Origin of the sequence: Mesorhizobium sp. AR10 (genome assembly GCF_024746795.1) — a bacterium.
GTDB lineage: Bacteria > Pseudomonadota > Alphaproteobacteria > Rhizobiales > Rhizobiaceae > Mesorhizobium.
The window spans coordinates 824,303-849,418 of sequence record NZ_CP080524.1; the positions used below are offsets into that span (position 1 = coordinate 824,303).

General features: G+C 60.6%; 26 protein-coding genes and 3 pseudogenes. 14 read left to right on the forward strand and 15 right to left on the reverse strand.

All coding sequences use genetic code 11. From position 1 onward, the window contains the following. Positions 1-76 precede the first annotated feature (76 nt). The 4 genes and pseudogenes from LHFGNBLO_RS07255 to LHFGNBLO_RS07270 form a co-directional block, all read right to left on the reverse strand. Positions 77-463 (reverse strand): annotated as a pseudogene (locus tag LHFGNBLO_RS07255) (SOS response-associated peptidase family protein); the annotation flags it as partial. 7 nt (positions 464-470) lie between these two features. Beyond that, positions 471-1,283: a hypothetical protein gene (locus LHFGNBLO_RS07260; RefSeq protein ID WP_258605501.1), complete on the reverse strand. Its 813-nt coding sequence runs from the start codon at positions 1,281-1,283 to the stop codon at positions 471-473. 65 nt (positions 1,284-1,348) lie between these two features. Then, positions 1,349-1,495, reverse strand: coding sequence for a hypothetical protein (locus tag LHFGNBLO_RS07265; RefSeq protein WP_258605503.1), 147 nt, complete (start codon positions 1,493-1,495; stop codon positions 1,349-1,351). 51 nt (positions 1,496-1,546) lie between these two features. Then, positions 1,547-1,969 (reverse strand): KTSC domain-containing protein, encoded by a 423-nt coding sequence (locus LHFGNBLO_RS07270; protein ID WP_258605505.1) that lies wholly within the window; start codon positions 1,967-1,969, stop codon positions 1,547-1,549. Positions 1,970-2,197: 228 nt separating this feature from the next. Between LHFGNBLO_RS07270 and LHFGNBLO_RS07275 the strand changes: the two genes are divergently transcribed. After that, entirely contained in the window at positions 2,198-2,623 is a 426-nt protein-coding gene (locus tag LHFGNBLO_RS07275; RefSeq protein WP_258605506.1) for a hypothetical protein, read from the forward strand. 84 nt (positions 2,624-2,707) lie between these two features. On the opposite strand, the gene LHFGNBLO_RS07280 is transcribed toward LHFGNBLO_RS07275, so the two are convergent. The 7 genes from LHFGNBLO_RS07280 to LHFGNBLO_RS07310 all read right to left on the reverse strand — a co-directional run bounded on the left by LHFGNBLO_RS07280 (position 2,708) and on the right by LHFGNBLO_RS07310 (position 7,911). After that, on the reverse strand, positions 2,708-3,211 hold the full coding sequence (locus LHFGNBLO_RS07280) for a hypothetical protein (RefSeq protein ID WP_258605507.1): 504 nt from the start codon (positions 3,209-3,211) through the stop codon (positions 2,708-2,710). Beyond that, positions 3,208-3,459 carry a hypothetical protein gene (locus LHFGNBLO_RS07285; RefSeq protein ID WP_258605509.1) on the reverse strand — a complete coding sequence of 84 codons (252 nt, stop codon included), beginning with the start codon at positions 3,457-3,459 and terminating at the stop codon, positions 3,208-3,210. Before LHFGNBLO_RS07285 ends, LHFGNBLO_RS07280 begins: the two co-directional genes overlap by 4 nt. Beyond that, positions 3,456-4,148 carry a DNA cytosine methyltransferase gene (locus LHFGNBLO_RS07290; protein WP_258605510.1) on the reverse strand — a complete coding sequence of 231 codons (693 nt, stop codon included), beginning with the start codon at positions 4,146-4,148 and terminating at the stop codon, positions 3,456-3,458. The genes LHFGNBLO_RS07285 and LHFGNBLO_RS07290 overlap by 4 nt, the downstream gene beginning before the upstream one ends. After that, positions 4,132-4,557 (reverse strand): very short patch repair endonuclease, encoded by a 426-nt coding sequence (locus LHFGNBLO_RS07295; RefSeq protein WP_258605511.1) that lies wholly within the window; start codon positions 4,555-4,557, stop codon positions 4,132-4,134. Before LHFGNBLO_RS07295 ends, LHFGNBLO_RS07290 begins: the two co-directional genes overlap by 17 nt. Before the next feature lie 51 nt (positions 4,558-4,608). Beyond that, positions 4,609-5,928 carry a GTP pyrophosphokinase family protein gene (locus tag LHFGNBLO_RS07300; protein WP_258605513.1) on the reverse strand — a complete coding sequence of 440 codons (1,320 nt, stop codon included), beginning with the start codon at positions 5,926-5,928 and terminating at the stop codon, positions 4,609-4,611. A 46-nt stretch (positions 5,929-5,974) separates the two neighbouring features. Then, positions 5,975-7,462: a tyrosine-type recombinase/integrase gene (locus LHFGNBLO_RS07305; protein ID WP_258605514.1), complete on the reverse strand. Its 1,488-nt coding sequence runs from the start codon at positions 7,460-7,462 to the stop codon at positions 5,975-5,977. A 239-nt stretch (positions 7,463-7,701) separates the two neighbouring features. Next, positions 7,702-7,911, reverse strand: coding sequence for a hypothetical protein (locus tag LHFGNBLO_RS07310; RefSeq protein WP_258605516.1), 210 nt, complete (start codon positions 7,909-7,911; stop codon positions 7,702-7,704). A gap of 216 nt (positions 7,912-8,127) precedes the next feature. Between LHFGNBLO_RS07310 and LHFGNBLO_RS07315 the strand changes: the two are divergent. After that, positions 8,128-8,250 (forward strand): annotated as a pseudogene (locus LHFGNBLO_RS07315) (DUF2285 domain-containing protein); the annotation flags it as partial. A gap of 1,367 nt (positions 8,251-9,617) precedes the next feature. After that, positions 9,618-9,785, forward strand: a complete 168-nt coding sequence (locus LHFGNBLO_RS07320; RefSeq protein WP_258605518.1) for a hypothetical protein — start codon at positions 9,618-9,620, stop codon at positions 9,783-9,785. Between the two features lie 510 nt (positions 9,786-10,295). Here LHFGNBLO_RS07320 and LHFGNBLO_RS07325 read toward each other — a convergent pair. Next, the gene (locus LHFGNBLO_RS07325; protein WP_258605519.1) at positions 10,296-11,831 is read right to left on the reverse strand and encodes an ROK family protein; all 1,536 of its coding nucleotides are present in this window, start codon (positions 11,829-11,831) and stop codon (positions 10,296-10,298) included. A 124-nt stretch (positions 11,832-11,955) separates the two neighbouring features. Next, on the reverse strand, positions 11,956-12,861 hold the full coding sequence (locus LHFGNBLO_RS07330; protein WP_258605521.1) for a tagatose-bisphosphate aldolase: 906 nt from the start codon (positions 12,859-12,861) through the stop codon (positions 11,956-11,958). A gap of 208 nt (positions 12,862-13,069) precedes the next feature. Between LHFGNBLO_RS07330 and LHFGNBLO_RS07335 the strand changes: the two genes are divergently transcribed. From LHFGNBLO_RS07335 to LHFGNBLO_RS07350, 4 genes are all read left to right on the forward strand, one after another. Next, complete coding sequence (locus LHFGNBLO_RS07335) at positions 13,070-13,975, forward strand: sugar-binding transcriptional regulator (protein WP_258605522.1); 906 nt, start codon at positions 13,070-13,072, stop codon at positions 13,973-13,975. A 357-nt stretch (positions 13,976-14,332) separates the two neighbouring features. Continuing rightward, positions 14,333-15,313: an ABC transporter substrate-binding protein gene (locus tag LHFGNBLO_RS07340; protein ID WP_258605524.1), complete on the forward strand. Its 981-nt coding sequence runs from the start codon at positions 14,333-14,335 to the stop codon at positions 15,311-15,313. A gap of 91 nt (positions 15,314-15,404) precedes the next feature. Then, positions 15,405-16,463, forward strand: coding sequence for an ABC transporter permease subunit (locus LHFGNBLO_RS07345; RefSeq protein ID WP_258605525.1), 1,059 nt, complete (start codon positions 15,405-15,407; stop codon positions 16,461-16,463). Then, the gene (locus LHFGNBLO_RS07350) at positions 16,456-17,205 is read left to right on the forward strand and encodes an ATP-binding cassette domain-containing protein (RefSeq protein ID WP_258605527.1); all 750 of its coding nucleotides are present in this window, start codon (positions 16,456-16,458) and stop codon (positions 17,203-17,205) included. Before LHFGNBLO_RS07345 ends, LHFGNBLO_RS07350 begins: the two co-directional genes overlap by 8 nt. Positions 17,206-17,340: 135 nt before the next feature. Here LHFGNBLO_RS07350 and LHFGNBLO_RS07355 read toward each other — a convergent pair whose 3' ends face one another. After that, positions 17,341-18,216, reverse strand: a complete 876-nt coding sequence (locus LHFGNBLO_RS07355) for an NAD(P)H-binding protein (RefSeq protein WP_258605529.1) — start codon at positions 18,214-18,216, stop codon at positions 17,341-17,343. Between the two features lie 73 nt (positions 18,217-18,289). Between LHFGNBLO_RS07355 and LHFGNBLO_RS07360 the strand changes: the two are divergent. The 4 genes and pseudogenes from LHFGNBLO_RS07360 to LHFGNBLO_RS07375 all read left to right on the forward strand — a co-directional run bounded on the left by LHFGNBLO_RS07360 (position 18,290) and on the right by LHFGNBLO_RS07375 (position 19,664). Continuing rightward, positions 18,290-18,513 (forward strand): annotated as a pseudogene (locus tag LHFGNBLO_RS07360) (ArsR/SmtB family transcription factor). Continuing rightward, entirely contained in the window at positions 18,510-18,935 is a 426-nt protein-coding gene (locus LHFGNBLO_RS07365; protein ID WP_258605530.1) for an SRPBCC family protein, read from the forward strand. The pseudogene LHFGNBLO_RS07360 and the gene LHFGNBLO_RS07365 overlap by 4 nt, the downstream one beginning before the upstream one ends. 81 nt (positions 18,936-19,016) lie before the next feature. Beyond that, positions 19,017-19,409, forward strand: coding sequence for a VOC family protein (locus LHFGNBLO_RS07370; RefSeq protein WP_258605531.1), 393 nt, complete (start codon positions 19,017-19,019; stop codon positions 19,407-19,409). Positions 19,410-19,442: 33 nt separating this feature from the next. Beyond that, positions 19,443-19,664, forward strand: a complete 222-nt coding sequence (locus LHFGNBLO_RS07375) for a hypothetical protein (protein WP_258605532.1) — start codon at positions 19,443-19,445, stop codon at positions 19,662-19,664. A gap of 51 nt (positions 19,665-19,715) precedes the next feature. Here LHFGNBLO_RS07375 and LHFGNBLO_RS07380 read toward each other — a convergent pair whose 3' ends face one another. Then, positions 19,716-20,828 carry a LacI family DNA-binding transcriptional regulator gene (locus LHFGNBLO_RS07380; protein WP_258605533.1) on the reverse strand — a complete coding sequence of 371 codons (1,113 nt, stop codon included), beginning with the start codon at positions 20,826-20,828 and terminating at the stop codon, positions 19,716-19,718. Positions 20,829-21,430: 602 nt separating this feature from the next. On the opposite strand from LHFGNBLO_RS07380, the gene LHFGNBLO_RS07385 reads away from it, so the two are divergent. The 3 genes from LHFGNBLO_RS07385 (at position 21,431) to LHFGNBLO_RS07395 (ending at position 25,113) form a co-directional block, all read left to right on the forward strand. Then, a complete protein-coding gene (locus tag LHFGNBLO_RS07385; RefSeq protein ID WP_258605535.1) occupies positions 21,431-22,393 on the forward strand; it encodes a sugar-binding protein in 963 nt (320 codons plus the stop codon). 100 nt (positions 22,394-22,493) lie between these two features. Next, a complete protein-coding gene (locus LHFGNBLO_RS07390; protein WP_258609642.1) occupies positions 22,494-24,038 on the forward strand; it encodes a sugar ABC transporter ATP-binding protein in 1,545 nt (514 codons plus the stop codon). Positions 24,039-24,117: 79 nt separating this feature from the next. After that, a complete protein-coding gene (locus LHFGNBLO_RS07395) occupies positions 24,118-25,113 on the forward strand; it encodes an ABC transporter permease (RefSeq protein ID WP_258605537.1) in 996 nt (331 codons plus the stop codon). Positions 25,114-25,116: the final 3 nt, after the last annotated feature.

Genomic DNA, 25,116 nt, shown 5'->3' on the forward strand with positions numbered 1-25,116 from the left:
CCAACTGATGAGCCGAACGGCAACTTTCCACCCATTTACTGACGGTTCACTGAAGCAGTCCCTGTTGCCATCTTGGCTAGAACAGCGAGCCCTGCACGGGCGCCGTTGGAACCTTGATCTGCGTCGCGGGCTTCTCAACGATCACAAGTGCATCATCTGCGGCCGTGCGCTGTAGCCACTTCGCCTCCGACCACGGTGCGGTAAGCCACGTCTCGGTTTCATCTTGTGTGGTCAAGATCACCGGCATCGCCTTCTCGTGGATCGGCTTGATGAGGGCGTTGGACGCGGTTGTTAGAAATCCGTAGACCTCGTGATCGCCGGGACCGTCCTTCACCTTGCGAACCCCATGCCAAGGCGTCCAGAGGCCAGCAAAAAAGAAGAGCGGGCGGTCCTCGTTCAACGCGAACCAGTAATTCCGCTGGATGCCGGTGTCGGGGTCCTTATCATTGGGCGTAGGGCTGGGCGGCAAGTTACTTCCATTTCCCCGCCCACGTTGCCAGTTCGGCCCGAGCCTTTTCCGGCCAATCCTGCAGAGGTGGCCGGACTTCTATCTTCTTTTGATCCGGTTTCCAGGCCGCGTAGATGCGATGTTCTTTTGCGGACACGAAAACCATTGCCTCCTGAAGGCCGCACATATGCCGGGTGCAAGCAGTTCCGACATAGTCGTCGCCGACGAATTTCCCGGAGCCTGTCCCATCGAGTATTTCGCGGTACGCCTTGAGGTCGGTGCCGAGCAGGTCACTGATCGCGTTGCTTACTTCGCCGTAAGAGAAAAGTTCCGACGGATGTTTGACGGTGCGCTCCCGCAAGGTCGCAATGCCCTTAGCCATGTCTGGTTGCATTTCGACGGACGCCCGTTCCGTAAGCCCGGCGGAGGGCGTCCACACCCACATCTTGCCGACGCTTCCGGCACCTGCGGTTGTGGAAAAAGTAATCGCAGTGTCTTCAACCTTGCGGGTTACCAAGGCGCAGTCGGCGCCCTCGATCGGCCCGTCGATGCGAGCATTGCTGTTGGGTGGAAACGAAACAACGAAGGGCGATCCTTCGCACGAGGCGCCGCCAGATAAACTGTTGCCGACCAATGTGGGAATTCCGTCCACCATGGCGATTTCGTCGATGGTGAGCCTGCCGTCCGCAATGGTCGGTTTTCCGTCGAGATGCATCGTCTCCTCAGTCTTGCCGTAAATTTCGACCGAATGACCGAATAGAATGGCGCTGAAATCATCTGCCATTGCTGGCCCGGCTATCACCAACGATGCTACCGCAGCGAGATACTTTTTCACTTCGTTTGTGCCCTTCCTCGTGTGTCTCTCGACGAGACGCTTGCTCGCGAAACTCGGCTACATCCCTAGAAAAATCCCACGGTCTGCGAAAAAGCAAACGCGGCTTCTAGCGCGCCCTCCGGTGTACTGCGGATCACCGGGCCGAACTGTCTGAGATAGATATCAATGGACGGCGCGAGGTTGCCTAAGATGACCCGCAAGGCTCGGTCCATTGGCGGATAGCCTCTTGTGACGTGGTGATGCTGTAGAGGCTGCACATTCAGCTAGAATTGCGGGATTGGCTTGTCTCTGCAACCGAACTTGCCGCGAGTCGCCGCGTCCTTGATGTTCTCGTTGTAGAAGGCGCCTTTTGACCCATCTGCCAACAGGGCGGACACGGTGTCCTGGTCGATCTGGCAGTAGTGATACCAGACCTGCTTTAGCCGGATGAGCATATAGGCGTGTTCAGCGTTGTAACAGACGCGCTTGACGACACTGCTATCTAGCTCCGCGGTGCACTGGAATTTGGCTAAGTCCACCGGTCCGCGATACTTCACGTCTACGGTTTCCGCGAACACCGAGCCCAAGGCCATCACGAGTGCGATCGCCGCAAGGCTACAGACGACCAGCACTGCCAGCATGTTGGTTCTCAGCCGAACGTGCAAAGGCAGCGCTAGCAATGCTGCCCTCTCGGCTTCGTCGCGCATCCGCTGTGCTCGCTCCCCCACGCCTCACCCCCCATGCCACAACGCAGCCTGACACAGGACACACCCGGTCGCAAACTGCAATACAGTCCCAGTCCAACGGCCTGTACACTCTAATCGGGAAGATAGAAATGCCATTCAGACTCTATCGGTCAATCTTTAAGATTGTTGTTAAAGAGATATTTCTCTCCGGAAACTACTCCATGGGGAAGAATCCGGGAGGCACCGTTCATGGCCATTGCTACGCGTATGCAGAATCCCATGACTATGACCACGCACATGGGCTACGAGGGATTTTCGTGGACCTGTTTTTTCTTTGGTCCGTTTCCAGCATTAATTCGAGGTGACCTCCTCGGCTTTATCGCAATGGTCGCCTCCGCGCTCATGACATTCGGCCTTTCTGGCTTCGTCTGGATTTTCGTTTACAACCGCTGGCACTTCAACCGGCTACTCGCAAGGGGTTATGAGCCTGCGGGATACAGCGTCCACTTTGCCCCTACGATGACGGTGAATCTGCAAACCGGACTCCCCGAAGACCGAGCTTATGAACCCCCGCCAGTTGAGTTCGCTCCTCGTGAACCGGCGTTGTCCGCCCACGTTCGGGCCCAACCTCCAAAGGCCACCCCAAAAACGTTTGGACGCCGCGCCGGGACATGAGCATCTAGCGCGGGCTGAGCTGGCGACGGCCGTGTCTCGAGCAAGTACGCCATACCCATATTCCGCAAGAGTAGTTTCACGTCTCTACTTGGACTTTAAAGCGTCGATCTTCTTGCGAAAGGCGCTCGATGTAAACCCATAGGCTTCGTCATTGATGCGCTTGAACTCCGCATCCGTGATCTTGCTTCCATCAACAATCTGCGACACGCGGGGCTTTTCGAGCTTTGGCAGAGTGCCCCCTAGCGCCGTCGCGCAGTCGCCAGCCGTATTGTTTCGCGCAATCTCCAAATACTCTTTGGTCGCGAAATTGAGACTTAGCTGGTTCGTGCGGCAGGCGGTATTTTCATAGGGAACCGCGTCAATCTGATTGCCGTCCCAGCGCGTAATCCTATACGTCTCATTCGCGACCTGCCCGACACTGTAGGATTGCGTCCAAGAGTTTTCATCCGGGAGCGTGAGGGCGATCTGGCGATAGTCGCACGTTCCTCTTACACGGTCGCACGTGATGGCAACATTGTTGATCGGGTATGCGATCCTCTCATCTAGGATTTGGAGTGTGCCTTTGACCGAAGCCCAATCCTCGTTCATGACCCCACCGAAATCGAAGAGAAGAAGCTCACGTAGGTCATGTTGGTGCGCGCTGATCGGTAGCCAAGCGTGTGGATTTGCCACACGGTCAATTCGCCCGTTGGTTTTTCGCCTAGGTCGGCCTGGAAGGCTTTCTTGGCGTTTTCGTAGTCAGCCAAGCCGTCATACATCAGCGCGTTCAACTGCGCTTGTATCACCAAGTCACCGCCTTTCGACGTGGCTAAATTGGCAGCGCCGGTATACATCATGGGGACAGACTTTGAGAGTTCTTCCTTCGGAGGAGCGCCTCACGTGAGTGGGTAGGAAGCGGGAAATGCCATCTGACGCCAAGGTCCTCCCGAAATCCTACAAAGAACACGCGTTCGCGCCTTTGTGGAATGCCATAATTCGCCGCGTTTACGACCTGAGTGACCACGCGGTAGTTTAAGCCTGCCTTGCTGCCGCTTGTGTGGTGCTGTTCCAGGCGCGTCAGATGGTCACCCCATTCCTCGGCTCGGCGAGATTTGATTTCGGGGTGCTCCAGCTGGAGGCGAATGTATTCGAAATAGTTGCGAAATGTCGGCCGCGTTAGTCCCTTGACGTTCTCGAAGATGAAGGCTTGTGGCCTCGCCTCGCGCACGGCGCGGATAGCCTGTGGGAACATATCTCGCGCGTCGTCATAAGCACCGTGCTTGCCCCCCATTGAGAAAGGCTGACAGGGCGGTCCACCGGAAACGAGGCGCACCCTACCCTCATACGGCCTGAAATCGACCTGCCGAACGTCGCCCTCGGTGACCTTCCATTTCTTGACGGCCGCGATACCGCGGCTCTTATTTTCGCGAATAGTGTCACAACAATAGGAGTCCCATTCGACCACATTTACCGGATCGAAGCCTGCGTAGTGCAGTCCAATTCCAAGTCCACCAGCACCCGCGAAGAGTTCAATTGACTTCATCATGCAAGAATGCCTCGATGTTTCTTTGGAGCGAAGCCCGGTCTTTTATCTCGCATTCCCAAATCACCAAAATTTCCCATCCCAGTTCGTTGAGCGCTTTCTCGTTCCTGATATCGCGCTCGGCATTGGCCTTCAGCTTTGGTATCCAAAAATCCTCCCGCGACTTTGGCAGTCGCGACAATTTGCAAGACGAATCGGGATGACGATGCCAGAAGCAACCATGCACGAAAATCACCTTTCGTCGCGCAGGAAAGACAAGGTCTGGACAGCCTGGCAGATCTGCACAATGAAGTCGGTAGCGGTGACCCAAAGAATGGACAAGCTGCCGCACGACCATTTCTGGCTTAGTGTTCTTGCCGCCGATGCGTGACATTCGTTCCGAACGCTCGGCCCTGGTGAGTGTGTCAGCCATGCGCCGCTGCTCCCTGTGGGTGCGTAGTCGCAGTCGCCCGAATTGCGGAAATCATGGCCGAGTGCTCGGGTCCTTCGCCTCGGCGAGAGCTTCCCGAACGCGCTGCTCTGGGTGGTTTTGTAACTCGAAGAACACCGAATCCAGGGCGATCTTTGCTTCCGCCAACTTCTTGCGCGACGGTATCTCGATCCCGTGCACTAAATTGTTTCTAAGGCGTCGAATTCCGACGATGGTTTCAATCGTTCCTGGTGAAAGTTCCATCGACTTAGCGCCCTTGAGAGGATCGATATATCCGCCCTTTTTGGAATTGACGTCGGCTCCCAAAATACGAAACGTCCTTTCGAGCGTAATCCAGGCCGAGAGAAAATCTCCCATGTTGTCAGTTCGCGCGGCGGACTCTGGGGTCTGCTGCGGTGAAACTTCCGTGGCCGTGAGGCTGGACTGTAGCGTTCCATAAGCTGAATAGAGCTCGGGATGGAGCGCGAGCAGCGCATCCGCCAGCTTGTCTGAAAGTGGTGCCGCACTTGCTGCGGCCACGGTGGCGGCCTCGGGAAGTAGTGTCATCACCTTTTCCGGGCTGTTCAGATCAGCGCGCTTCAACAATTCCCAAACGATGTCGACCCGACCAATTGGTGGCTTAGCGCCATCGAGCAGATTTCCCTGCATCCATTTGTGGATAAACGCCGCCAGTTCGTAGTGATTGTCGAACGGCGCGCCTTGCGCGTTGGTCAATCTGCGTTCAACAGCCTTTTGTAGCCGTTCAAGCGCGATCTCTCCGGCAATCACCATTCCGTTCAATTCATCAAGGATGGCATGTTCGTCCTCGGAAGGCGTGCCACTTTCGGGCTTATAAACCAGATCATGCTCGACCTCCGCCCACGCATGCATGAGAACGGAGCCCACCTGGATTTCGATAGGGGCGGCGGCGTACGACTTCTCACCTTCTTCCAATCCTATTTCGTGCATCAAGACCCGATAGTGGTCGGCGTGGTATCCGTCGAAACGCTTTGCGTTATTGCGCGGCTTCGTCCTTTCGGGGAAGTTCTTCGCCTTGAGCAAATCGAAATTGTCGTTCAGGATCGCCTTGACCTTCTCACGGTCCGCCGGGAAATAAAGCGCTATCCGCACGCCAGCTAGATCGGGTATGTCTGCTCGAATTTCCTCGCTGCTTGCGTAATTTTTTTCCTTGTTTCTTTGCAGAAGCTTGGCCTGAAGTTTATTCGGTCGCTTCGCGCGGTGACTAACGATCGCGCGAATCCCTTGCGTTGCCAGGAGTTGTTCGCACCTGAGGCTGCAAATCCCCGACGCCGACTGGTAAAAATCGTACTCTCGCGTATAAGCACTGATAAAATCCGAGATTACTTGTGACACTGGGTAGCCCTCCCGGGCAAACCTTAACGAAATACGGCCAATCCGTTCAAGAAAATTTGGCTCCGGCCGCCTGGTCTGGGCTGTCGCGCTCATAAGTGCCGGAGATCCTTTGCTGGACCGACAGCCCGGTAGTGGGCGATAACGGGCTCGAACCGACGACATCTTCGATGTAAACGGAAAGCCTCGCCAAGGCCCAGGCGCTGCCTTTGATGACCAACTGTTGATTGGTCGAAAAGTGAGCAATCATTTTGATGTCTGGGCCGACCTCAGCGTCAGAGTCGATTGGCACCTCTTCCACTTTGCCACCTGTCGCATTAACTGCTTTTGCAAGCAGCACACCGATTTCCTCGGCTGCCGCGCTTACGGGATCAGCCGCAAGATGAGCGTATCGCAAGGTAGTAGCGTGGTCGTTATGGCCAAGAAGCGCTCCTATAATTATGAGCGGGGTACCACTTGCTACTCCTACGCTTGCATAGGAATGCCTCAGATCATGTAGCCGCACCTCGGAGAGGCCAATGCGTCTCCGCAAAGATGACCATATCCGAGGGGCGCCGACGTAATGGCCGTCACCCTTGGCCGCCTCAAACACAAACCCCTTGCCTGACGAAGCCTCCTTGAGTGTCGTCAAAATTACTAAGGCAGCGTGGTTCAGCGGGATGATTTTCTGGCCGGTTTTGGAATCATCCAGCCGCAACCTGCTGCCCGTCAGATCGACCTCTGGCCACCGCAAACGTTCGATCTCGCCTCGCCGCGCGCCGGTGAACACGAGGAGCCTTATGATGGCAATAGCCTTTGGATTAACGCCGTGCAGCTCGGCACGTCGGAGCTCGGCCCCAAGGGTGCCAAGCTCGGCAGCTGTCAGGAATCGTTCGTTCCTTTTATCTGGATAGCGCTTGACGCCCTTAACCGGATTGTTGGTCAAAAGGCCAAGTTCCACGGAGTAGGTGAGAATGCCGCCGAGCAGGCCGACCGTTCTGGTCGCGGTGCCCTTCCCGCCACGAACGATAGCGCGACCACGTTTCTTCGTCTTGACGTCGGTAGCCGTCGCTCCTTCCGCGACATTTTTGATGAACTTCTTGATGTCTGCCTGAGTGACGCTAGTGAGTTTGAGCTTCCCAATGAGCGGCTTGATGTGGCGTTCAATGCGACCCTTGTCGGTCGAGAGAGTGCTCTCCTTCTTGGTCCCAGTCCCATTTTGAAGGTACTTGTCGCAAAGCTCCGAGATAGTGAGCATCTGGCGATCCAATTGCTTAGCTTTCGCAGGGTCAGACCCTTGCGTGACGCGAGCAAGAACCGCTTTAGCCTCGGAGCGCGCCATATCCGGTGTCCAAGGGGAGCCGTGCTTACCAATTGTCACACGCTTGGTGACGCCAGATCGGCCGCCGCCCGTACGATACTGAACGAGATATACCCTTGACCCTGCCGGGGTCACTTTCAGCCCAAACCCTTTCAACGCGGCGTCCCAGAATATTTGGTCGCAGTCGGTAGGCGCGATGGCTTCCACCGTCGTTTTGGTGATTTTGATTTTAGCCATTCGCCCGCCTGTCGACCCCGCCTAGCAATCACCCAGTAAGCACCGCGACAGGATTTGGCAAGGCCTCGCGCGCGCGTGAGGGATATTGGCAGGCCAAATTGTGCAACTTAATCAGATGGTTGAGTGATACAGCGGGAACGTCCGGGAAATGGCGGGTAATAGTAAGTGGAGCCCTCCGAAGGCAGAGGTCACAGGTTCGAATCCTGTCGGGTGCGCCAACTAACCGGGCATCCCGCCTGTTACCTGCGACGCATCGTCGACGAAGCGAGATAGCCCAGCGCAAGCGTCATAACGGCGACCGCGATCCCGGCGCTGATCACGCCTGCCGGCGTTATCCTGGCACTGCCTTGCAAGGTAACATGCTTACCCAAGCGCAGATCGAAAACCGACTTGATTTCCTCAGGATGTGAGGGGACCTCGGGCGAAGGTTCTTCCTGGACAACTGACATTTGTGCCTCCGGTTCGAATGTGCCGCCGCGCGCACAGCGGCCGGCGATTAGCACGCTGACATTTTGTGCCACGGCCGAACGTGCATTCAGTGGTGAGCCTTAGGAATTGATAGGCGCCAAAATAGCATAGCGGTGCCCAGTTTCATCGGCGCACCATTTGGCAACCTACGATTTCTTCGATCCACTGCGCCACGCTCGCAGCCGCCTGTCAGGATCGTGCTTCCCATCGATCCGGAGAAAGAACCTGAATGGGCATATCGGGCTTGGGCCACGCATCTTGCCCGCGCACGTTGGATGACCACCAACGGCTATCTGCTGGCTGGCGGTGCGCCGCACTAACAGTCCGGCGCGTCCTCCACGCCTCCGTCTAGGCTCTGAGCGACCGCCGTCTCGTCATGGCGAGGCCCTTCTCCAAAGCCTCTTGCAGACTGGCAGTGTAATGCGCTGTGTCTTCCAGCCCGCTGAAGAAGTTTATACGGTGGACTTGCCCCTTCTTGCTCATGACAATTCCAGCTGCCCGCAGCGTTTCCTGAACCGACTTGTATGTCATTCTCGTATTCCTCCCCAACAAGCGGCCTGACGGCCAGCTTCTCGTTCCACTCGAAGTGCCGTTCTGCGACGGCTCGATAAGGACCCTAGACAGAATTGCCTCTGTCTAGCCGGGGGGCGGTGTATTCAGCATCGCTTATGCAACCGAGGCGGTCAAGCTCCATTCTGCACCCCTGCAACCAAAGCCCGTCTGCCTCGTTATTTTTTACCAGGATGGCTCCTGGCTACTCCAGACCAATTCGCCCGCTGGCTCGCGCCGGCGGGCTCTTTTGTTGGGTGGCGCATTGCTACTGAGCGCCTCATCCGCCAGCCGGCGGGGCGCGGCCCAAGGGGCGCGCAGTTCACCATCAAGTGGAACATTAGCGGTCTCTCACAGTTTCGGTTTGGCGTCAGATACTGCTGCTTAGTGTCCGGCGTAGACCGATGGAAACATCGGCCGGCCCGCGTCATTGGTCCCTCCGTGGCGCGGGCTTTTGAAGCTGACACATCGAGTGGCGGCGCTGTGCCGTTCGGCCTTCGCACCAGCTCGATCGAAACCGTGACGGCACGCGCGCGGATGCGAGGCGCTGTTCCATCAAATTCTAACGACTGGGAAAGCGCACTGGAAAGCACGTGCGGTAACGGTTGGTTCAACCATTGCTGGTATTATGAATGAGTGTGGTAGCGGCTCCGACAAGGGGGTAGGGGCTGATTTGCCGGAGCCGCCTGCGCAGTCCGGTTGGGGTTTGACCGCGCCGTCCTATTCTGGGACAGCGCGGTCAACGATTCGTTAAAATGTCCCGGAACTACTAATTAAGCTGTAGCTAATTGACTCGCGGGATTGCGAGTGGGGTCGTGCGTTTGCCAATGGACTGAACGCTGCAAGCCGATGCCCTAGATAGGTTCACTGACCTAGTATTATCCCTGAAGCGACAATCTGAGCGGTCGACTCCGTGAGCTTCTCACGCTTCACGAGCTTGGGCTTTTCGTAGGGCTTTTTCATTTGGGCGTTTCCAAAATCCGCTTGGTCGAGACATAAAACGCCCATCTACAGATTTGGTTCGACTAGGCACCCAACCAACCCTTGCCAGCGCTATCCAGGGATCGGTCCGCCCCCTGTGATCGCGAAGCTATAGCGGCAGGTGTCCGGCCGAATTCTGCGCCCTAAATAGCGGACTATGGAAACGATCTATGGCCTGCTCATCATCGCCGCGGTCATTGCAATGATCTATCTGGCCGGTAGCTGGAACACGTCGGATGCCGACCACTATATGGGCTTCGAGAATCTGCGACCTCCCCGCAAGCGGAAAGCCCCGGACGGGGACGAGGATGCGAAAAAGGAATGAGGGCGCCGCGTGGCGCACCAATTAACCGCGCGGTCTGGCTTTCGGTCCTGGCGAGCTTTCCGCCGGGTGTGCGAACAATCTGACGGATCGCCGATCTTTCAGCCAAAGGGACTTCTTTTTTCTTGCCAGCAGTTCAGCCCGATCGCAGTCATCAGTGGTCGCCTGGCTATGCGTCGCAGCAATCGCGTAGTCGGCTCTGTTGGTTCGATAGTCTTCCTTATGCACAGACATCGTTTCCTCCCGGTCGCGCGGGCGTTCCCTCCTTTGACCCGGCGGAGGCACTAACTGCCTGTGCATCGTGCAAGTCTACCAATTGGGGATTGTGGAACGACACTTCGGAACGTGCAAAGCGATGCATCTGGGTGAAACATTTCAAAGTGGCCGCCCGGCGATCGGCTCGTGAGCCCATAGTCAGGCTTGCCGGTCATCGGTCATGTCGGGCTAGGCGGACAAAGGTGCGCTTCATTTCGACTGACGGTGCCTTGGCCTCGCATCGCCGACACTCATCGCCTACGCCGCCATCACTCCCCTTAACCACCCCGTAATGGCCTCAAAATCAACCGGCTTCGTCGTATCCACCTCAAACAGCGGCCCGCGCCGCAGCGGCTCGGCGCGTTTGGCGAGTTCGATCAGCTCGGGGATGTAGGCGGCACCGGGATGGCCGGGGAGACGCTCGTCGAGGCGGGCGCGGTAGCGCTCGGCCAGGACCTCGCCGGGGGCATGGCACCAGATTTCGGCGGTCTGCTCGATACCCGCCCTTTGCAAATGCTCCTCCAGCAGTTCGCGCGGCTGGAAGCCGAACCAGGCATCGACGACAAAAATGCTGCCCGCCGGGGCCTCGCCGACGACCGACCAGATGGCCTGGTAGCTGGCGCGGCCGAGGGTGCGGTTGAATTCGCGGTCGCCGCCGCCGAGCGCTTCGAGGAACGGGTTCTTGATCGTATCCAGCGCCAGCGATGGCCAGCCCATGCGCTCGGCAATGCCGCGCGAGACCGTGCTTTTGCCGCTGGCGGGAATGCCGTTGACGAGCACGGCGCGTCGGGCGTGCGCAAGCCGGACCGAAGGCGTGGAGACGGCCGGGACGACGCGCAGCATCGATTTCGACGACCGGCTGGACGTCGCAGGTGTCACAGAAGCCGTGGATCGTGCGCCCATGCCCGGTGCCTCCATGATCGTGCGCTCCTTGATCTTGCCTTGCGCCGCCAGCGCCTGCAGGCCGGCGCCGATGACGCCGGCGTCGTCGCCGAGCTGCGCCGGTTCCACCGGGCATTGGTACCAGGGCGCCAGAGCCGGGGCACGGGCAAGCGCCCTGTGCGCCGCGTGGCCAAGACCGCCGCCGAGCAGCACCAGATCGGGGGCGAACATGGCGACCGCCGTATCTATTGCCGCCCTGAGCGGCCTGGCCCAGGCTTCCAAAATGCCACGCGCGATCGCGTCTCCGCCGGCGTCGCGGGCAAAGAGCTGATCGACCGAGACGTCCGGACCGAGGCCGGCGCGGGCGATGTGGCGGCCAAGTGCGGTGCCGGAGCTGGTGGTTTCGACGCAGCCGCGCCGGCCGCAGACGCAGGCTTCGCCATTCAGGTCGACGCAGATATGGCCGAGCTGCCCGGCCGTCGCCCTGCCGCGCACGATGCGCCTGTTTTCAGCGACCGCGCCGCCAATGCCGGTGCCGATGGTGAACATGACGATGTTGTCGTGGCCGGCGCCCCGGGCCATTTCGGCTGTCAGCGCCATGTTGCAGTCATTGTCGATGACGACGGGCTTGCCCGTCATGCATTCCAGCCGCTGCGCAAGTGCTACCGAGGCGAGGTCGACATAGCCGCCGGAGAGCACCGTGCCGCGCCGCGCATCGACCCGGCCGGGAACGCCGATGCCAATGCTTGCCACTTCTGACGTATCGAGTTGGCGCACCATGTCGGCGATGCGGCCGAGCACGAGCTCCGGGTCGGGCGCACTTTTCTCGGACATGCGCTTGAGGATTTCGCCCGTGGCCGAAATGCGGGCGGCACGCAGATTGGTGCCGCCGATATCGATTCCTATGGCCATCGATTTCTGTCGCATGACGTCCCGTGCGTGAGTGGGCTCCGGTTCACTGGAACCGGGAAGCCGCTCTTGGCTATTGTTTGCAGGATTTTGTGCGGACGCCAAATGATCCCGCTGCGGAAGCGCTCTAGGCCGCCTTTTGCCGGTAATTGCCAATCACCGCCTGAAGCTCGCGCAATCTCGATACGGCGATCGTCTTGAGCTTTTCGCGCTGGATGTCACGGTCCAGCGAGATGCAGTCCTTCCACAGCGAGCGGCCAGCGATGACGCCTGAGGCGCCGTTCTTCATTGCGATCTCGACCTGGCCGAGGAACGTCGCGTGGTTGACGCCGGCGGACAGCACCGCCCAAGGCACCTCGCCGGCCATGCTGGTGATCCTGGCGCAGGCTTCCGGCGTTCCGGGATAGGGAAGCTTGAGCACCTTGGCCCCGCATTCCAGCGAGATCCTTGTGCCCCCCTCGACCAGCGAGGGGATCTTGGCCGTATAGTCCTCAAGGCTTTCGCCTTCGAGCTGATAGGTCAGGAACTCGACGACGAGCAGCAGGTCTTCCTTGCCGAAGTCGGCGATGCATTGGCGCAGAATGGCGATGTTGTGCTCATTCGCCTCTGGCTTGTCGGCCCTGAGATAGACCATGATCTTGCCGCCGGTGCCGCCGAGCTCGCGCACGCGCCGCGCATCGATGCCAGGAACGAGGCGCGACAGGCGGTAACCGTCGGGCGAGACGTCGAAGCCGGAGGCGTCGAGGCCGATGAGCAGCGCCGTATCGCGGTTCAGCACCCCCTCGTCGACCACCCGCGGCACCGCGCAGAGCGGGTCGAGCAGCACGCAGGATGCTTGGCTGGCAAGGTAGCGGGTGATGTCGGCCTTGGTGTCGCCCAGCATGTCGTTGGTGATTTTTGCCTGTTCTTCGGGGTCCGACGCCAGCAAGGTGCGCATGCCGCCGCGCTGGTCACAGGCGATGGCCATCATCGCCCCGTCCTTGCCGCATATCTGCTGGTAGCCACGCAACTCCGCAGTGGTCATCTTTGTCATGGTGTTTTGTCCGCTGTTGGCGCCCGGGCGCAATTCCGTGGAACAAGAAATCCGGCCTGGCCGGCAATCCTGCCGTGGAACGAAGCCACGTTGCAGGTCTGCCGGATTTGCGCGATAACTCGATCAGTCGACGGACCTGTAACACATTGCTGAAAGGAATTGCAAGCTGTCTGTCCCTCCTGCAAACGATGCCGCCGCATCGCGGACGATGCTGCATACGGTTGCCAAGATGCATTACGAGGCGGAGATGTCGCAGGTCGATATCGCGCGGCGGCTCGGTGTCTCGACCGCGACCATATCGCGCCTGCTGCAGCGCGCGCGGGCAGAGGGCATCGTGCGGATCGAGGTTCTCGACCTGGCAACGCCCGAGGTCATCACTACGCAGTTGGTCGAAGGGCTCGGGCTGCGCAATGCCGCGGTCATCGAGACGCCGGCCGCCGGGGCGCTGACGGCGCTGGCCGCGCCGCTCGGCGCCTTGCTCAGGCAAGCGGACCTTTCGGCCGGCTCGGTGGTCGCCATCGGCTGGGGACGCGCCATCCGCGAGGTGATCCGCGCCGGCCTGCCGCGCATTCCCGGCGTGCTGACCGTCGCTGCCACCGGCGGCATGCAGCAGCAGGCGGCGCATTTCCAGATCAACGAGTTCGTGCGGCTGGCCGCCGAGGAGTTCGGCGGAACGCCGCATTTCATCCATGCGCCCTATCTGCCCTCCAGCGAATTGCGCGATGTCTTCCTTGGCGACGCGGCCATTGCCGACAGCGTCGCGCTCTGGGACCGGACCGATGTGGCGATCGTCGGCATTGGCCTTCCCCATGCCATCAATCCGCCCGAGGCAAGTGCGGCGACGCTCAGCGAGCAGGCGCTGTTTCACGCGGCTGGAGACGTCCTTCGCCATTACTTCGACGCCGACGGCACCCTTATCCCATGGGAAGGCGAGAGCCGGATGATCGCCATGTCGCCGGCCCAGCTTCGCGCCATCCCGTTGGTGATCGGCGTTGCCGCCTCGCCGGAGAAGGCGAGCGCCATCATCGGCGCCGTCCGCGCCAGGCTTATCAATGCGCTGATAACGGACACGAAGACGGCGCAAGCCATCCTCGAGGCGCTCTTGCCTCGGTAGAGGCGGATCCCCCGTCGTGAATCACCAGTTGTGTCGTCAACGGGTTAGGGCAATAGTCAGCTCGCGGGGCTCTGCGGAGCAGACAGATGTCGTCCGGTTTGAAAAGCCATTCGGTCCGGGAAATACCCGATTGCAATATCTTTCAGCAAAGTGTTACAACCTTGCAGCCAGGCACGCATGCGCGCCGGGCAGCGCGGTTCTCTGGGCCTTGCCGAGGCAAGGAAACGGAACTGCTGATATCAGGCCGGTCGGTTTCGACCGGTTGACCTAACGACTTGGGGGCGCCTGGGAGGAGCTGCCGGTAACAGCAAACAGGCGAAATCCGTTCAAATCTGCCAACATCATGTGGAGGATGTCATGAAGAAGATCGTTGCCGCGCTCGCGGCTCTCGCCATCGGCGCAACGGCGCTGATCGGGCCCGCATCGGCGCAGGACAAGAAGTACACCATTGCGCTCATTCCGGGCCTGACCACCGATGGTTTTTACATCACCATGCGCAAGGGTGCCCAGGCGGCAGCCGATGCGCTCGGTGTGACCCTGGTGTTCCAGGGCGCCCCGGATTTCAATCCGGTAACGCAGGTTCCCGTGCTTGACGCGGTCATTGCCAAGAAGCCGGACGCCATCCTGATCGCGCCGACCGACAAGGTTCAGTTGGTCGAGCCGCTGCGTAAGGCCCACGATGCCGGCATTCCGGTGATCACCGTCGACACCTTCATCGGCAGCGGCGTCTACCAGACCGGCGCCGGCGATGCGGATTTCCCGCTCTCCTATATCGCCTCCGACAACATTCTGGGTGGCGAGATTGCCGCGCGGGCACTGGCCACGGCCATTGGCGACAAGGGCAAGGTCTACGTTTCAAACGTGAAGCCTGGCATTTCGACCACCGACCAGCGTGAAGAGGGCTTCAAGAAGGAGATGGCGGCCAATCATCCCGGCATCACCGTTCTCGAAACCCAGTTCAACGACAACGACGCCAACAAGGCCGCCTCGCAGCTGCAGGCCGTGTTCGCGCGCAATCCCGATCTCGTTGGCGTGTTCGGCGCAAACCTGTTCTCCGCGCTCGGCGCCGCTAATGGCGTCCAGCAAGCCGGGCAGACCGGCACCGTCAAGGTCGTGGCGTTCGACGCTCCTACCAGCATCGTCGACAACATCAACACCGGCCTGGTCGACGTTGCGATTGCCCAGCATCCCGCCGAGATCGGCTACTTTGGCGTCGTTTCAGCCTATGCCCATCTGACCGGCAATTCGATCCCGGTTTCGATCGGCACCGGCTTCACGATAATGGACAAGTCCAACATCGCGGATCCGAACATCTCGAAGTATCTTTATTCCGAATAAGTCCAGTCAGCCAGGTCTCCTTCCGCCGCGCCGGGAGGGGACCTGCGCCCTGGACCCCAGCTTTAGGCGGCGCCGCGGATCGGAACCATTCATGACTTCAACATCCCCAACCCAGGGCGAAACGCATGTCGCTCCCCAGGCGGATCACGGTGATCCGGCCAGGACCTGGATCGGGCGCATCGCCGATGGGCGCGCCTGGCTGTTCCTCGCCGGCCTGATCATCTGTTTCGAGGTCTGGTCGCGGCTCTCCTTCGGCGCGACCTTCGTGCTCAACCCGTTCAACGTGCAGTCCATAGCGATCTTTGCGGTGGCGCCGTTGCTGCTTGCAACCGGACAGACCTTCGTCATCATTTCGGGAGGCATCGACCTCTCGCTGGGCTTCATCATGGGCCTTGCGGCCGTCGTTGCCGCCCACGCTACCAACATGGCGGGAGCCACAATCCCGCTGCCACTGGCAATGCTGGCCGGTATTCTGGCTGCCGTGCTTGTCGCCGGCGTGCCCGGCGTCATCAACGGCCTTTTGATCTCCCGGCTGAGAATCCCGCCCTTCATCGGCACGCTCGGCATGTTCGGCGTGGCGCGCGGCGCTGCCTATCTGCTTGCCGGCGGCACGACGGTGCCGGTCCAGAATTCCTGGTTCGCGCTACTCGGCAACGGCAAGTTCCACGGCGTGCCCTATCTTGTCATGATCACCGCAATCTTCGTCGTGGTGATGCACTACATCCTGAGCCAGACCCGGTTCGGCCAGCACAACTACGCCATCGGCGCCAATGTGCAGGCGGCGCGCCGGGCCGGCATCGACATCAGGGGACACATACTGCGTCTCTATGTGCTTTCGGCGATGTGCGCCGGCCTTGGTGGCGCGCTCTACGCGGCGCGCTTCACCGCGGGCGCTGCACAGGCCGGCGAACCCTTGCTGCTCGACAGCGTCGCAGCCGTGGTGATCGGCGGCGCCAGCCTGTTCGGCGGCTCCGGCACCATCTTCGGGACGGTCGCCGGCGCACTGGTGATCGCGGTCATTCAATACGGGCTGGTTTTCGTCAATGTCGAGCCGTTCTGGCAGTTCATCGCCGTCGGCCTCGTCATCATCATCTCCGTCCTTATCGACCAGGCGCAGCGCCGGTTCAGTGGAGCTCGCCAGGATGAATGAACAAACCACGCCGCTTCTCGAAGTCCGCCACCTTTCCAAGCATTTTGGTGCGGTCCAGGCGCTCAACGATTTCTCCATGGCGGTGCGGCCAGGCGAAGTGGTGGCGCTGGCCGGCGACAACGGCGCCGGCAAGACGACGCTGATCAAGGCGATATCGGGCGTGTTTCAGCCGACGGGCGGCGAGATCCTGCTGAGAGGTCAGCCGGTGACCTTTGCGACGCCGCAGGAGGCGCGCGAAAAAGGCATCGAGACCATCTACCAGGACCTGGCGCTGGCCGACAACCTGTCCATCGGCGCCAACATCTTCCTGGGCCGAGAACCCATGCGCAAAGCCTTTGGCTTCCTGCCGGTGCTCGACCGCAAGGCCATGGCCGTCGCCGCCAAGCAGACCATGGGGCGGCTCGATTTCCATGTCAGCCGTCTCGATGCCCCGGTCAGCAATTTCTCTGGCGGCCAGCGGCAGGCTGTCGCCATCGGCCGGGCCGTCTACTGGGACGCGCAGATTCTGATCATGGACGAACCGACCGCCGCACTCGGCGTGCCGGAGCAGCGCAAGGTCATTTCGCTCATCCACCAGCTAAAGGCGCAAGGGCGCGGCGTGATCTTCATCTCTCACAATTTGCAGGATATCTTTGCCGTTTCCGACCGCATCGTCGTGCTGCGGCGCGGTGTCCAGGCCGGCGAACGCAAGATCTCGGAAACCAACCATGACGAAGTCGTCAAGCTGATGGTTGGCGGATAGCCGCGAACTGGAGGCGGCGATGGAGGCCATTTCGCAGCAGCAAAACATAGCCCATTGATTATGAAATTCGGACAGTCAGATGGGAGAGTCGGGCTCGCGGCTCCCGGTCTCGGATGATGGTGAGGGAATCCGAAGTCAGCGCGGACTGGACGATCCGGCCCAGACAGCGCGACGGAGGAATTGCGAAAGGCTTTCCGGCTTCTGGCCGACAAGTTCAGCGAAGTCGTTCGAAACGCGGCCGTATCGCCCTTCATCAATCGACGCACACAAGCTCGAAAAGGCATCAGGCCAGGGGTCGTCCAGATGCGCCCGGGCCCAGGCCAGATAGTCGCTGATGCTGGCGTCGGAATATCGTATTGGCAGACCCGCGACTTCGCCAAATGCAGCGACAATCGCCTCCAGCGTGAGTGCCTGATGTCCAGTGATGACATAGAGGGGGCGGCGCATTCCGGGCTGAGACGCGATTGCAACGATGGCGGTCGCGACATCGTCGCGCGAGATCGGCGCCACGAGTCCCTGGCCGGCAGCCAGAAGAACTTCTCCGGACTTGGCGCCTGGTTTCAGCCAATGCTCAAGGACGAAATCCGAATACAGGCCACATCGCACGATGGTCGAGGCTATGCCGCTGGCAGCCAACCGACGTTCGGCATCCCGGTAAACGGGAGCGAAGTAGAACGGTGACCCTGGCTCAACATCGACAATGCTGGTGAAGACGATGCGCGCGATGCCTGCGGCCGCAGCTGCGTCCATGGCGTTGGCGTGATGGCGCATGACTGCGCTCGCATCGCCATCGCTCGAAATCAGGACCAAATCATCGATGTCCGCAAATGCCTCTTTCAGAGCCGAGGCATCGTCGTAGTCCGCAATGCGCAACGCGATTCCAGCTGGCAGGCGCCTGCTTGCGACCTGGACGTCACGGACCATTGCGACCACGTCGTGGCCGAGTGACGCCAGTTTGCAGACGACGGCGCGCCCAACATGGCCGGTGGCTCCTGTAACGAGGATTATCATTCCGCTCCACGTTCCTGCTTGACTCACATATATCTCTACGGTTATACGTCAATCAATAGCCAGAGAGTTATCGATCCCGGATGCCGAACGCTTACGATGTGCACTCACCGATCCAACGCGGAGGGCGATCTTCGAGCGCCTGTGCCGCCAGGGAGAACAGACCGAGGAGGCCCTGACAGCTCAGTCTGGGGTCTCGCAACCGGCCGTGTCAAAGCATCTCGGACAAGCCAGATGGCCGGGTTCTGGCAGAGCCGGTTCGACGATCTCGATAATCTGCTCAAAAGAGTGGACCAATGATCAACACCCCGACCGAAGCGCGTTCCGTCGTTGTCGAACGTGAGATGACTTATCCGCCGGAGAAGATCTGGCGCGCACTGACCCAACCGCACCTGATCGAGGAGTGGCTCATGAAGAATGATTTCAAGCCAATCGTAGACCACCGTTTCAATCTTCGAAAAGACCCTCAACCTGACGTGAGCATCGTTGTCGACTGTCAGGTAACGGCCGTCGAGCCGAACAAGACGCTGTCCTATACTTGGGAGGGCTATGGCCTCGAGAGTGTCGTTACCTGGACCCTCACCCCGACGAGCACGGGCACCCATTTGCGCATGGAGCAGTCGGGCTTCCGCCCGGATCAGGAGCGGGCCTACCGGGGCGCCAGGAGCGGGTGGCAGCAGTTCTTTGCGGCGCTGGAGCAGGTCCTGGCGCGGGCAGATTGAAGTCTGCCGGCACAATTCAAAGCCGCGCCCCTTTTCACAAAGCGGGCCACATCCCAACCACGACTAAGGAGAGGCGTACCGATGAAGATCAAGTTGACCAAAGTGTATGTGGACGACCAGGAAAAAGCTCTGCGTTTCTACACCAACATGCTGGATCTCACCAAGAAGGCGGACTTCAGCAACGGGCCGTTTCGCTGGCTGACCGTGGCCTCACCCGATGGGCCCGACGGAACCGAGCTGCAGCTGGCTTTGAACGACAATCCCGCGGCCAAGACCTACCAGCTAGCCATGTTCCAGCAGGGCCAGCCGGCGGTCATGTTCTTCACCGACGACGTCAAGGGCGACTACGAGCGCATCAAGGCGCGCGGTGCAGGGTTCGCCATGCCGCCGACCGAGATGACCGGCTCGACCATCGCCCAGCTGAACGACACCTGCGGCAACCTCATCCAGATCACCCAACTGGCGCGCTGGTAGGCGGGCCTTGTTCGTCTTTCAGAGGAGATTGCATTGAACTGGAACATTTGGATCCGGCAGAGTCACCGTTGGTTGTCCATCGTCTTTACGGTGACCGTCATCGCCAACTTCGTCGCCATGGCATTGGGGGAGCCTCCAGCCTGGGTGGTCTACTCGCCGCTCTTGCCGCTCTTCCTGCTGCTGTTCACGGGGCTCTACATGTTCGTACTGCCCTATGCCACGAAGTGGCGTAGCGAGCGCCGCGCCGGCGCGTGAACGCAATGGCTGGCAAGACGCCCAAGGAGGTCGACGGCGAGGCTGCGGTGCTCATGAAGCCACGACGCCCACCGATTCCCGCTCCACAAGCGGGCATTCGAGCTTCGTGATCGGATAGCGCCCTCTGCCCGGAGGTGCGGGAACCTCCAGCTGCTCGATCGCCCATTGGCCCATCGCCATATGCGGCAGGATCGACGTCGTCAGCGGCGGGAAGAGGTGGCGGGCGATCTCCTCGTCGTCGTAGCCGACGACGGAAATGTCCTGCGGGATGTGCAGGCCGGCCTCCTTCAGCGCCTCGTAGCAGCCGATCGCGGTGCGGTCGTTCTGGCAGAAGATGGCGGTCGGCCGATCGCCGAGCGCCAGCAGTTTGACGGTCGCGGCATAGCCGGCGCTCGCCGACCAGTCGCCTTCGACGACCAGCTCCGAATCGAAAGGGATGTCGGCCGTCGCCAAGGCCCGGCGGTAGCCTTTCAGCCGGTCCTGCGCCGCCTGCATCCACGGCTCGCCGGTGATGGTGGCGATGCGGCGGTGGCCATGGCTGATCAGGTGGCGGGTGGAACTCTGGCCGCCGGCGATTTCGGAGGGCACCACGGCGGGGAACGCATAGTCGGCGGTGTAGCAATTGAGCAGGATGACCGGGATATCGAGGCCGTAGAGGTAGTCGGGCGCCGATATCTCCCGGGTGAAGATCGTCATGTAGATCAGCGCCGAAATGCCCCGCTTGGTGAGCGCCGCAATGGCGCGCGGCTCCATGACGGAATCGCCGAGCGTCTGGGCGACCAGCAGGACATTGCCGGCATTCCACGACGCCTGGCGCGCACCCTCGATGGCGACGACCGCCTCGGGGCTGGTCGCCAGTTGATCGACGGCGAAGCCGATCACCCCGTCCAGTCCTTCGAACGAGGCGACGGGCGCGCGAAGCGCTGAGAAGGCCGGCGGCGCATAGCCGAGACCGCGCGCGGCCTCGATCACGCGCTCGCGGGTCTGCTGCGAGAGCCTGACGCCTGGCGTATTGTTGAGGACGAATGAAACCGTGGCCTGCGAGCAGCCGGCGGCCCTGGCGATGTCGGTCATGGTGACACGACCCTTGGGATTTTTCCCGGACGGCTTGCGGCGCCGGGAGACCTCAAGAGAGGGATCGCGTAATTCCGTCGGTTCGCTCATCTACCCTCGTTCCCCATCCAGAGCCTGTCTAGCCAGAGGCAGCCGGCAGAGCAAGATAACCGGTACCTGAATTTATAAACCAAACCGACAATTTATGATTATTATCACCTTAGCCTGCAGAGCCATCGCCGCGCAGGCGCGGATGAACCGGGCGTTGCGCAAGCGGCAAGAAACAAAGCATTGAGGTATCTCATCTTTTCGTCTCTTCGACACCAATCCTGGCCATGAAACGCCTCTCCACTTCACGAAGTGAACGGCTCGCCGGGCAATTTCCAACTCAAGAACTAATACTATTTACTAATATCGGTAAGCGTCCTAATGTCAATTTGTCATGTTTGGCTCGCGATCGAGCGGCATGACGGGAAGCATGCATGTGGCGCGATATCGGGCGGCTCCGGCCGGCTGAGCCGTGTCGCATAATCACGGAAATGTCAGACAAATCGGACTATTTACGAGAAGCAAATGAGTCTCTAATGTCCACGTCGCGGCTGGAATGGCGCCGTTCTTTCGCTGACTTAGAACCGCCTTGAGGAGGAGGCGTCCAAGCCGCAAGCGACAATTTCTGATCAGCGAAAATGTCTAAGCCAAACGGGAGGATGAACATGAAATCTGTTTTACGAAATGCGTCCGTAGCCGCTGCTGCCCTGCTGCTCGGTCTGTCCGCGACGGCGATCGCGCGCGCCGACGACAAGCCGACGCTGGCCTTCGTCGTCAATGGCGCTTCCGATTTCTGGAAGGCGGCCGAGGCGGGCGTCAAGAAAGCGCAAGCCGAACTGCCCAACTACAATCTGGAGCTCAAATACCCCGAACAGTCGTCGGTCGCCATCCAGCAGCGGCTGATGGACGATCTGGTGACGGCCGGCGTCAAGGCGATCATGGTTTCGGCCGTCGACCCGAAGACCTCGACCGACGGGCTGAACAAGATCGCTTCTGAGACGGCGCTGTTCACCACCGACAGCGACGCGCCGCAGACCAAGCGTGTCGCCTATATCGGCTCGTCCAATGTCGACGCCGGCAAGCAGGCGGCCGAGATCGCCAAGAAAGCGATGCCCAATGGCGGCAAGTGCCTCGGCTTCGTCGGCCTGCTCGGTGCCGACAACGCCAAGGAACGCATCGAGGGCATGAAGGCCGGACTCGAAGGCACCAAGATCGAGCTCGTAGACGTACGTGGCGACGACATCGACCAGGCCCGCGCCAAGAAGAACGTCGAGGACGCGCTGGTCGCCAGCCCCGACGTGACCTGCATGGTCGGCTTCTATTCCTACAACACGCCGCGCATCTATGAAGCGCTGCGCGACGCCGGCAAGCTCGGCCAGATCACCGTCGTCGGCTTCGACGACGATCCGATCACGCTTGGCGGCGTCAAGGAAGGCACCGTCGCCGCGACTGTCGTGCAGCAGCCGTTCGAATGGGCCTACCAGGGCATGAAGCTGATGGCCGCCTATCTCGGCGGCGACAAGTCGGGCGTTCCGGCCGACGGGCTGATCATCATCCCGACCAAGATCATCGGCAAGGATGATGTCGACGCCTACGCCGCGAGCCTTGCGGCGATGTCGGGCAAGTAAGACGAGCTGCGCCGGCTCAGGGTTGCCTTGAGCCGGCGTTCGTATTGACGGGCCTCGCAAGGCCCGTCAGTCTGTAGCGCACCGGCTGCTGTCAGGCATGATGAATTATTCCGACACATCCATCGTCGCGTCCGCGGTTGCTCCATTCCTAAGCTTGGACGGCGTGCGCAAGACCTATCCCGGCGTTGTCGCGCTGGACGGATTTTCGATGGAGGTCAGGCCCGGCGAGGTCATCGGCCTCGTCGGTGAAAACGGCGCCGGCAAATCGACGCTGATGAAGATCCTCGGCGGCGTGACCAGGCCGGACACCGGCACGATCACCGTTGACGGTGTCGCGCATGACGGGCTGAGCGTCGAAGCCAGCCTCGGTTCGGGCATCGCCTTCGTGCACCAGGAACTCAACCTGTTCGAAAACCTCGACGTTGCCGCCAACATCTTCTTCGGCCGCGAGCCGTTGCGTGGCGGTCCGCTCAAGCTGGTTGACCGCGCCAGGCTGCGTACGATGGTGGCGCCATTGCTCAAGCGGGTGGGTGCGAACTTTTCGGCCGACACACCGGTTTCGGCGCTGTCGCTCGCCCAGCAGCAGATGGTCGAGATCGCCAAGGCGCTGTCGATCAAGGCGCGGCTGGTGATCCTCGACGAGCCGACGTCGAGCCTGCCGCTTGCCGAAACCGACAAGCTGCTCGATGTCATCGCCGCGCTGAAGGCGGACGGCATCAGCGTCATCTTCATCTCGCACCGTCTGCATGAAGTCGAACGGGTCGCCGATCGTGTCGTCGTGCTGCGCGATGGCATGCTTGCCGGCACGCTGCAGAAAAATTCGATCAACCACGACCAGATGGTCAAGCTGATGATCGGCCGCATGCTGAAGGAGCGGGAGAAGGCCGCAGAGTCAGGGCGGGCGCCAGGCGCCGTGGCGCTGTCGGCTAAGGCCATTCGCACCAGTGCCTATCCCGACCGGCCGGTCGACCTCGACGTCCGGCGTGGCGAAATCCTCGGTCTCGCCGGTCTTGTCGGCTCCGGCCGGACCGAGTTGGCGCGTGTGCTTTTCGGCATCGACAAGAGCTTTGGCGGCGTACTCCAGCTTGTCGGAAAAGAGCTGGTTCTCGGCTCGGCTGCCGATGCGGTGGCCAGCGGGATCTTTCTGGTGCCCGAAGACCGCAAGCTGACCGGCATCCTGCTCGACCTGTCGATTGCACAGAATATTTCGCTGCCCAACCTCCCGGCGCATGCTCGCCGCTCTTTGGTCTCCGCCAGCGCCGAAGCTGTCACCGCCGAAAAGCAGAAGACCAATCTCGGCATCAGGGCGCCTTCGGTGGCGACACGCACCGGCACGCTGTCCGGCGGCAACCAGCAAAAGGTGGTGCTGGGCAAGTGGCTGGCGATGAACCCGAAGGTGATGATCCTCGACGAGCCGACGCGCGGCATCGACATCGGCGCCAAGGCCGAAATCTACGGGCTGATGCGGGCGCTGGCCGATGCCGGCGTCGCGGTGCTGATGATCTCTAGCGACATGGAAGAGGTGATCGGCGTTTCGGACCGCATCGCCGTCATGCATGAGGGCCAGATCTCCGGCATTCTCGAGAAGGAACACTTCAGCCAGGAAAACGTGTTGTTGCTGGCGGTGGGCAAGAAGCCGAAATAGCTTTGTTCTGCCGCAGGTTCTGAGCGCAAAACCGCGGAACACTTTTTGCGGAACCTGCCTAGGCGTTGGGGAGACGACGATGAGCAAGAAAGATCTTGGCCTGCTGATCCTGATCCTGGTGGTGGGCGCGGTGGTGGCGATCATCAACCCGCGTTTCCTGTTGCCGATCAACCTTGCCAATACATCTAACCTGATCGGCCTGTTCGGCATCCTGTCGATCGGCCAGGCCTTCGTCATCATCACCGGCGGCATCGAATTGTCGGTCGGCTCGGTGATTGCGCTGCTCGGTACGCTGTTCATTGACTTCATCGCCACGCGTGGCATGGGGTGGCCGGTGGCCCTGCCGCTGATCCTGGTGTTTGGCGGCATCATCGGGCTGGCACATGGCTGGCTGATCACGCGGCTGAAGCTGCAGCCCTTCGTCGTCACGCTGTGCGGCCTGCTGATCTATCGCGGCGTAGCGCGCTTCTACACCGCCGACGGCACCGCCGGCTTTGCCTTCGGCCAGAATTTTCCTGAACTTGAGTTCCTGACCGCCGGACGGTCCTTCGGCGTGCCGAACAGCTTCATTGCGCTGATCGTCATCGCTATCGTGATGTGGGTGGTGCTGCACCGTTCGGTGTTCGGCCGCTATCTCTACGCCATCGGCAAGAACGAGGAAGCAGCACGCTATTCCGGCATACGCACCGACCGCATGGTGATGGCGGCCTATGTGATCTGCGGCGTGCTGACGGCGCTGTCGGCGATCTATTTCGCTATGTACACGCGCTCGATCTCGCCGGCCAGCCACGGCCAGTTCTACGAACTCTACGCCATTGCGGCGGCCGTGCTCGGCGGCTTCTCGCTGCGCGGCGGCGAAGGCTCGCTGATCGGCGTGATCCTCGGAACCGTCCTGCTGCAGGAGTTGCAGAACCTCGTCAACCTGCTCGGCATCCCCTCCTCGCTCAACTTCGCTGTCATGGGCGGGGTGATCCTGATCGGCGTGCTGGTCGACCAGCAATGGGGCGTGTTCCGGGCGCGGCGGCAGATGATGGACGCCACCCGCAAGGGCGCGGCAGGCGCTCCGGCAGAATAACCC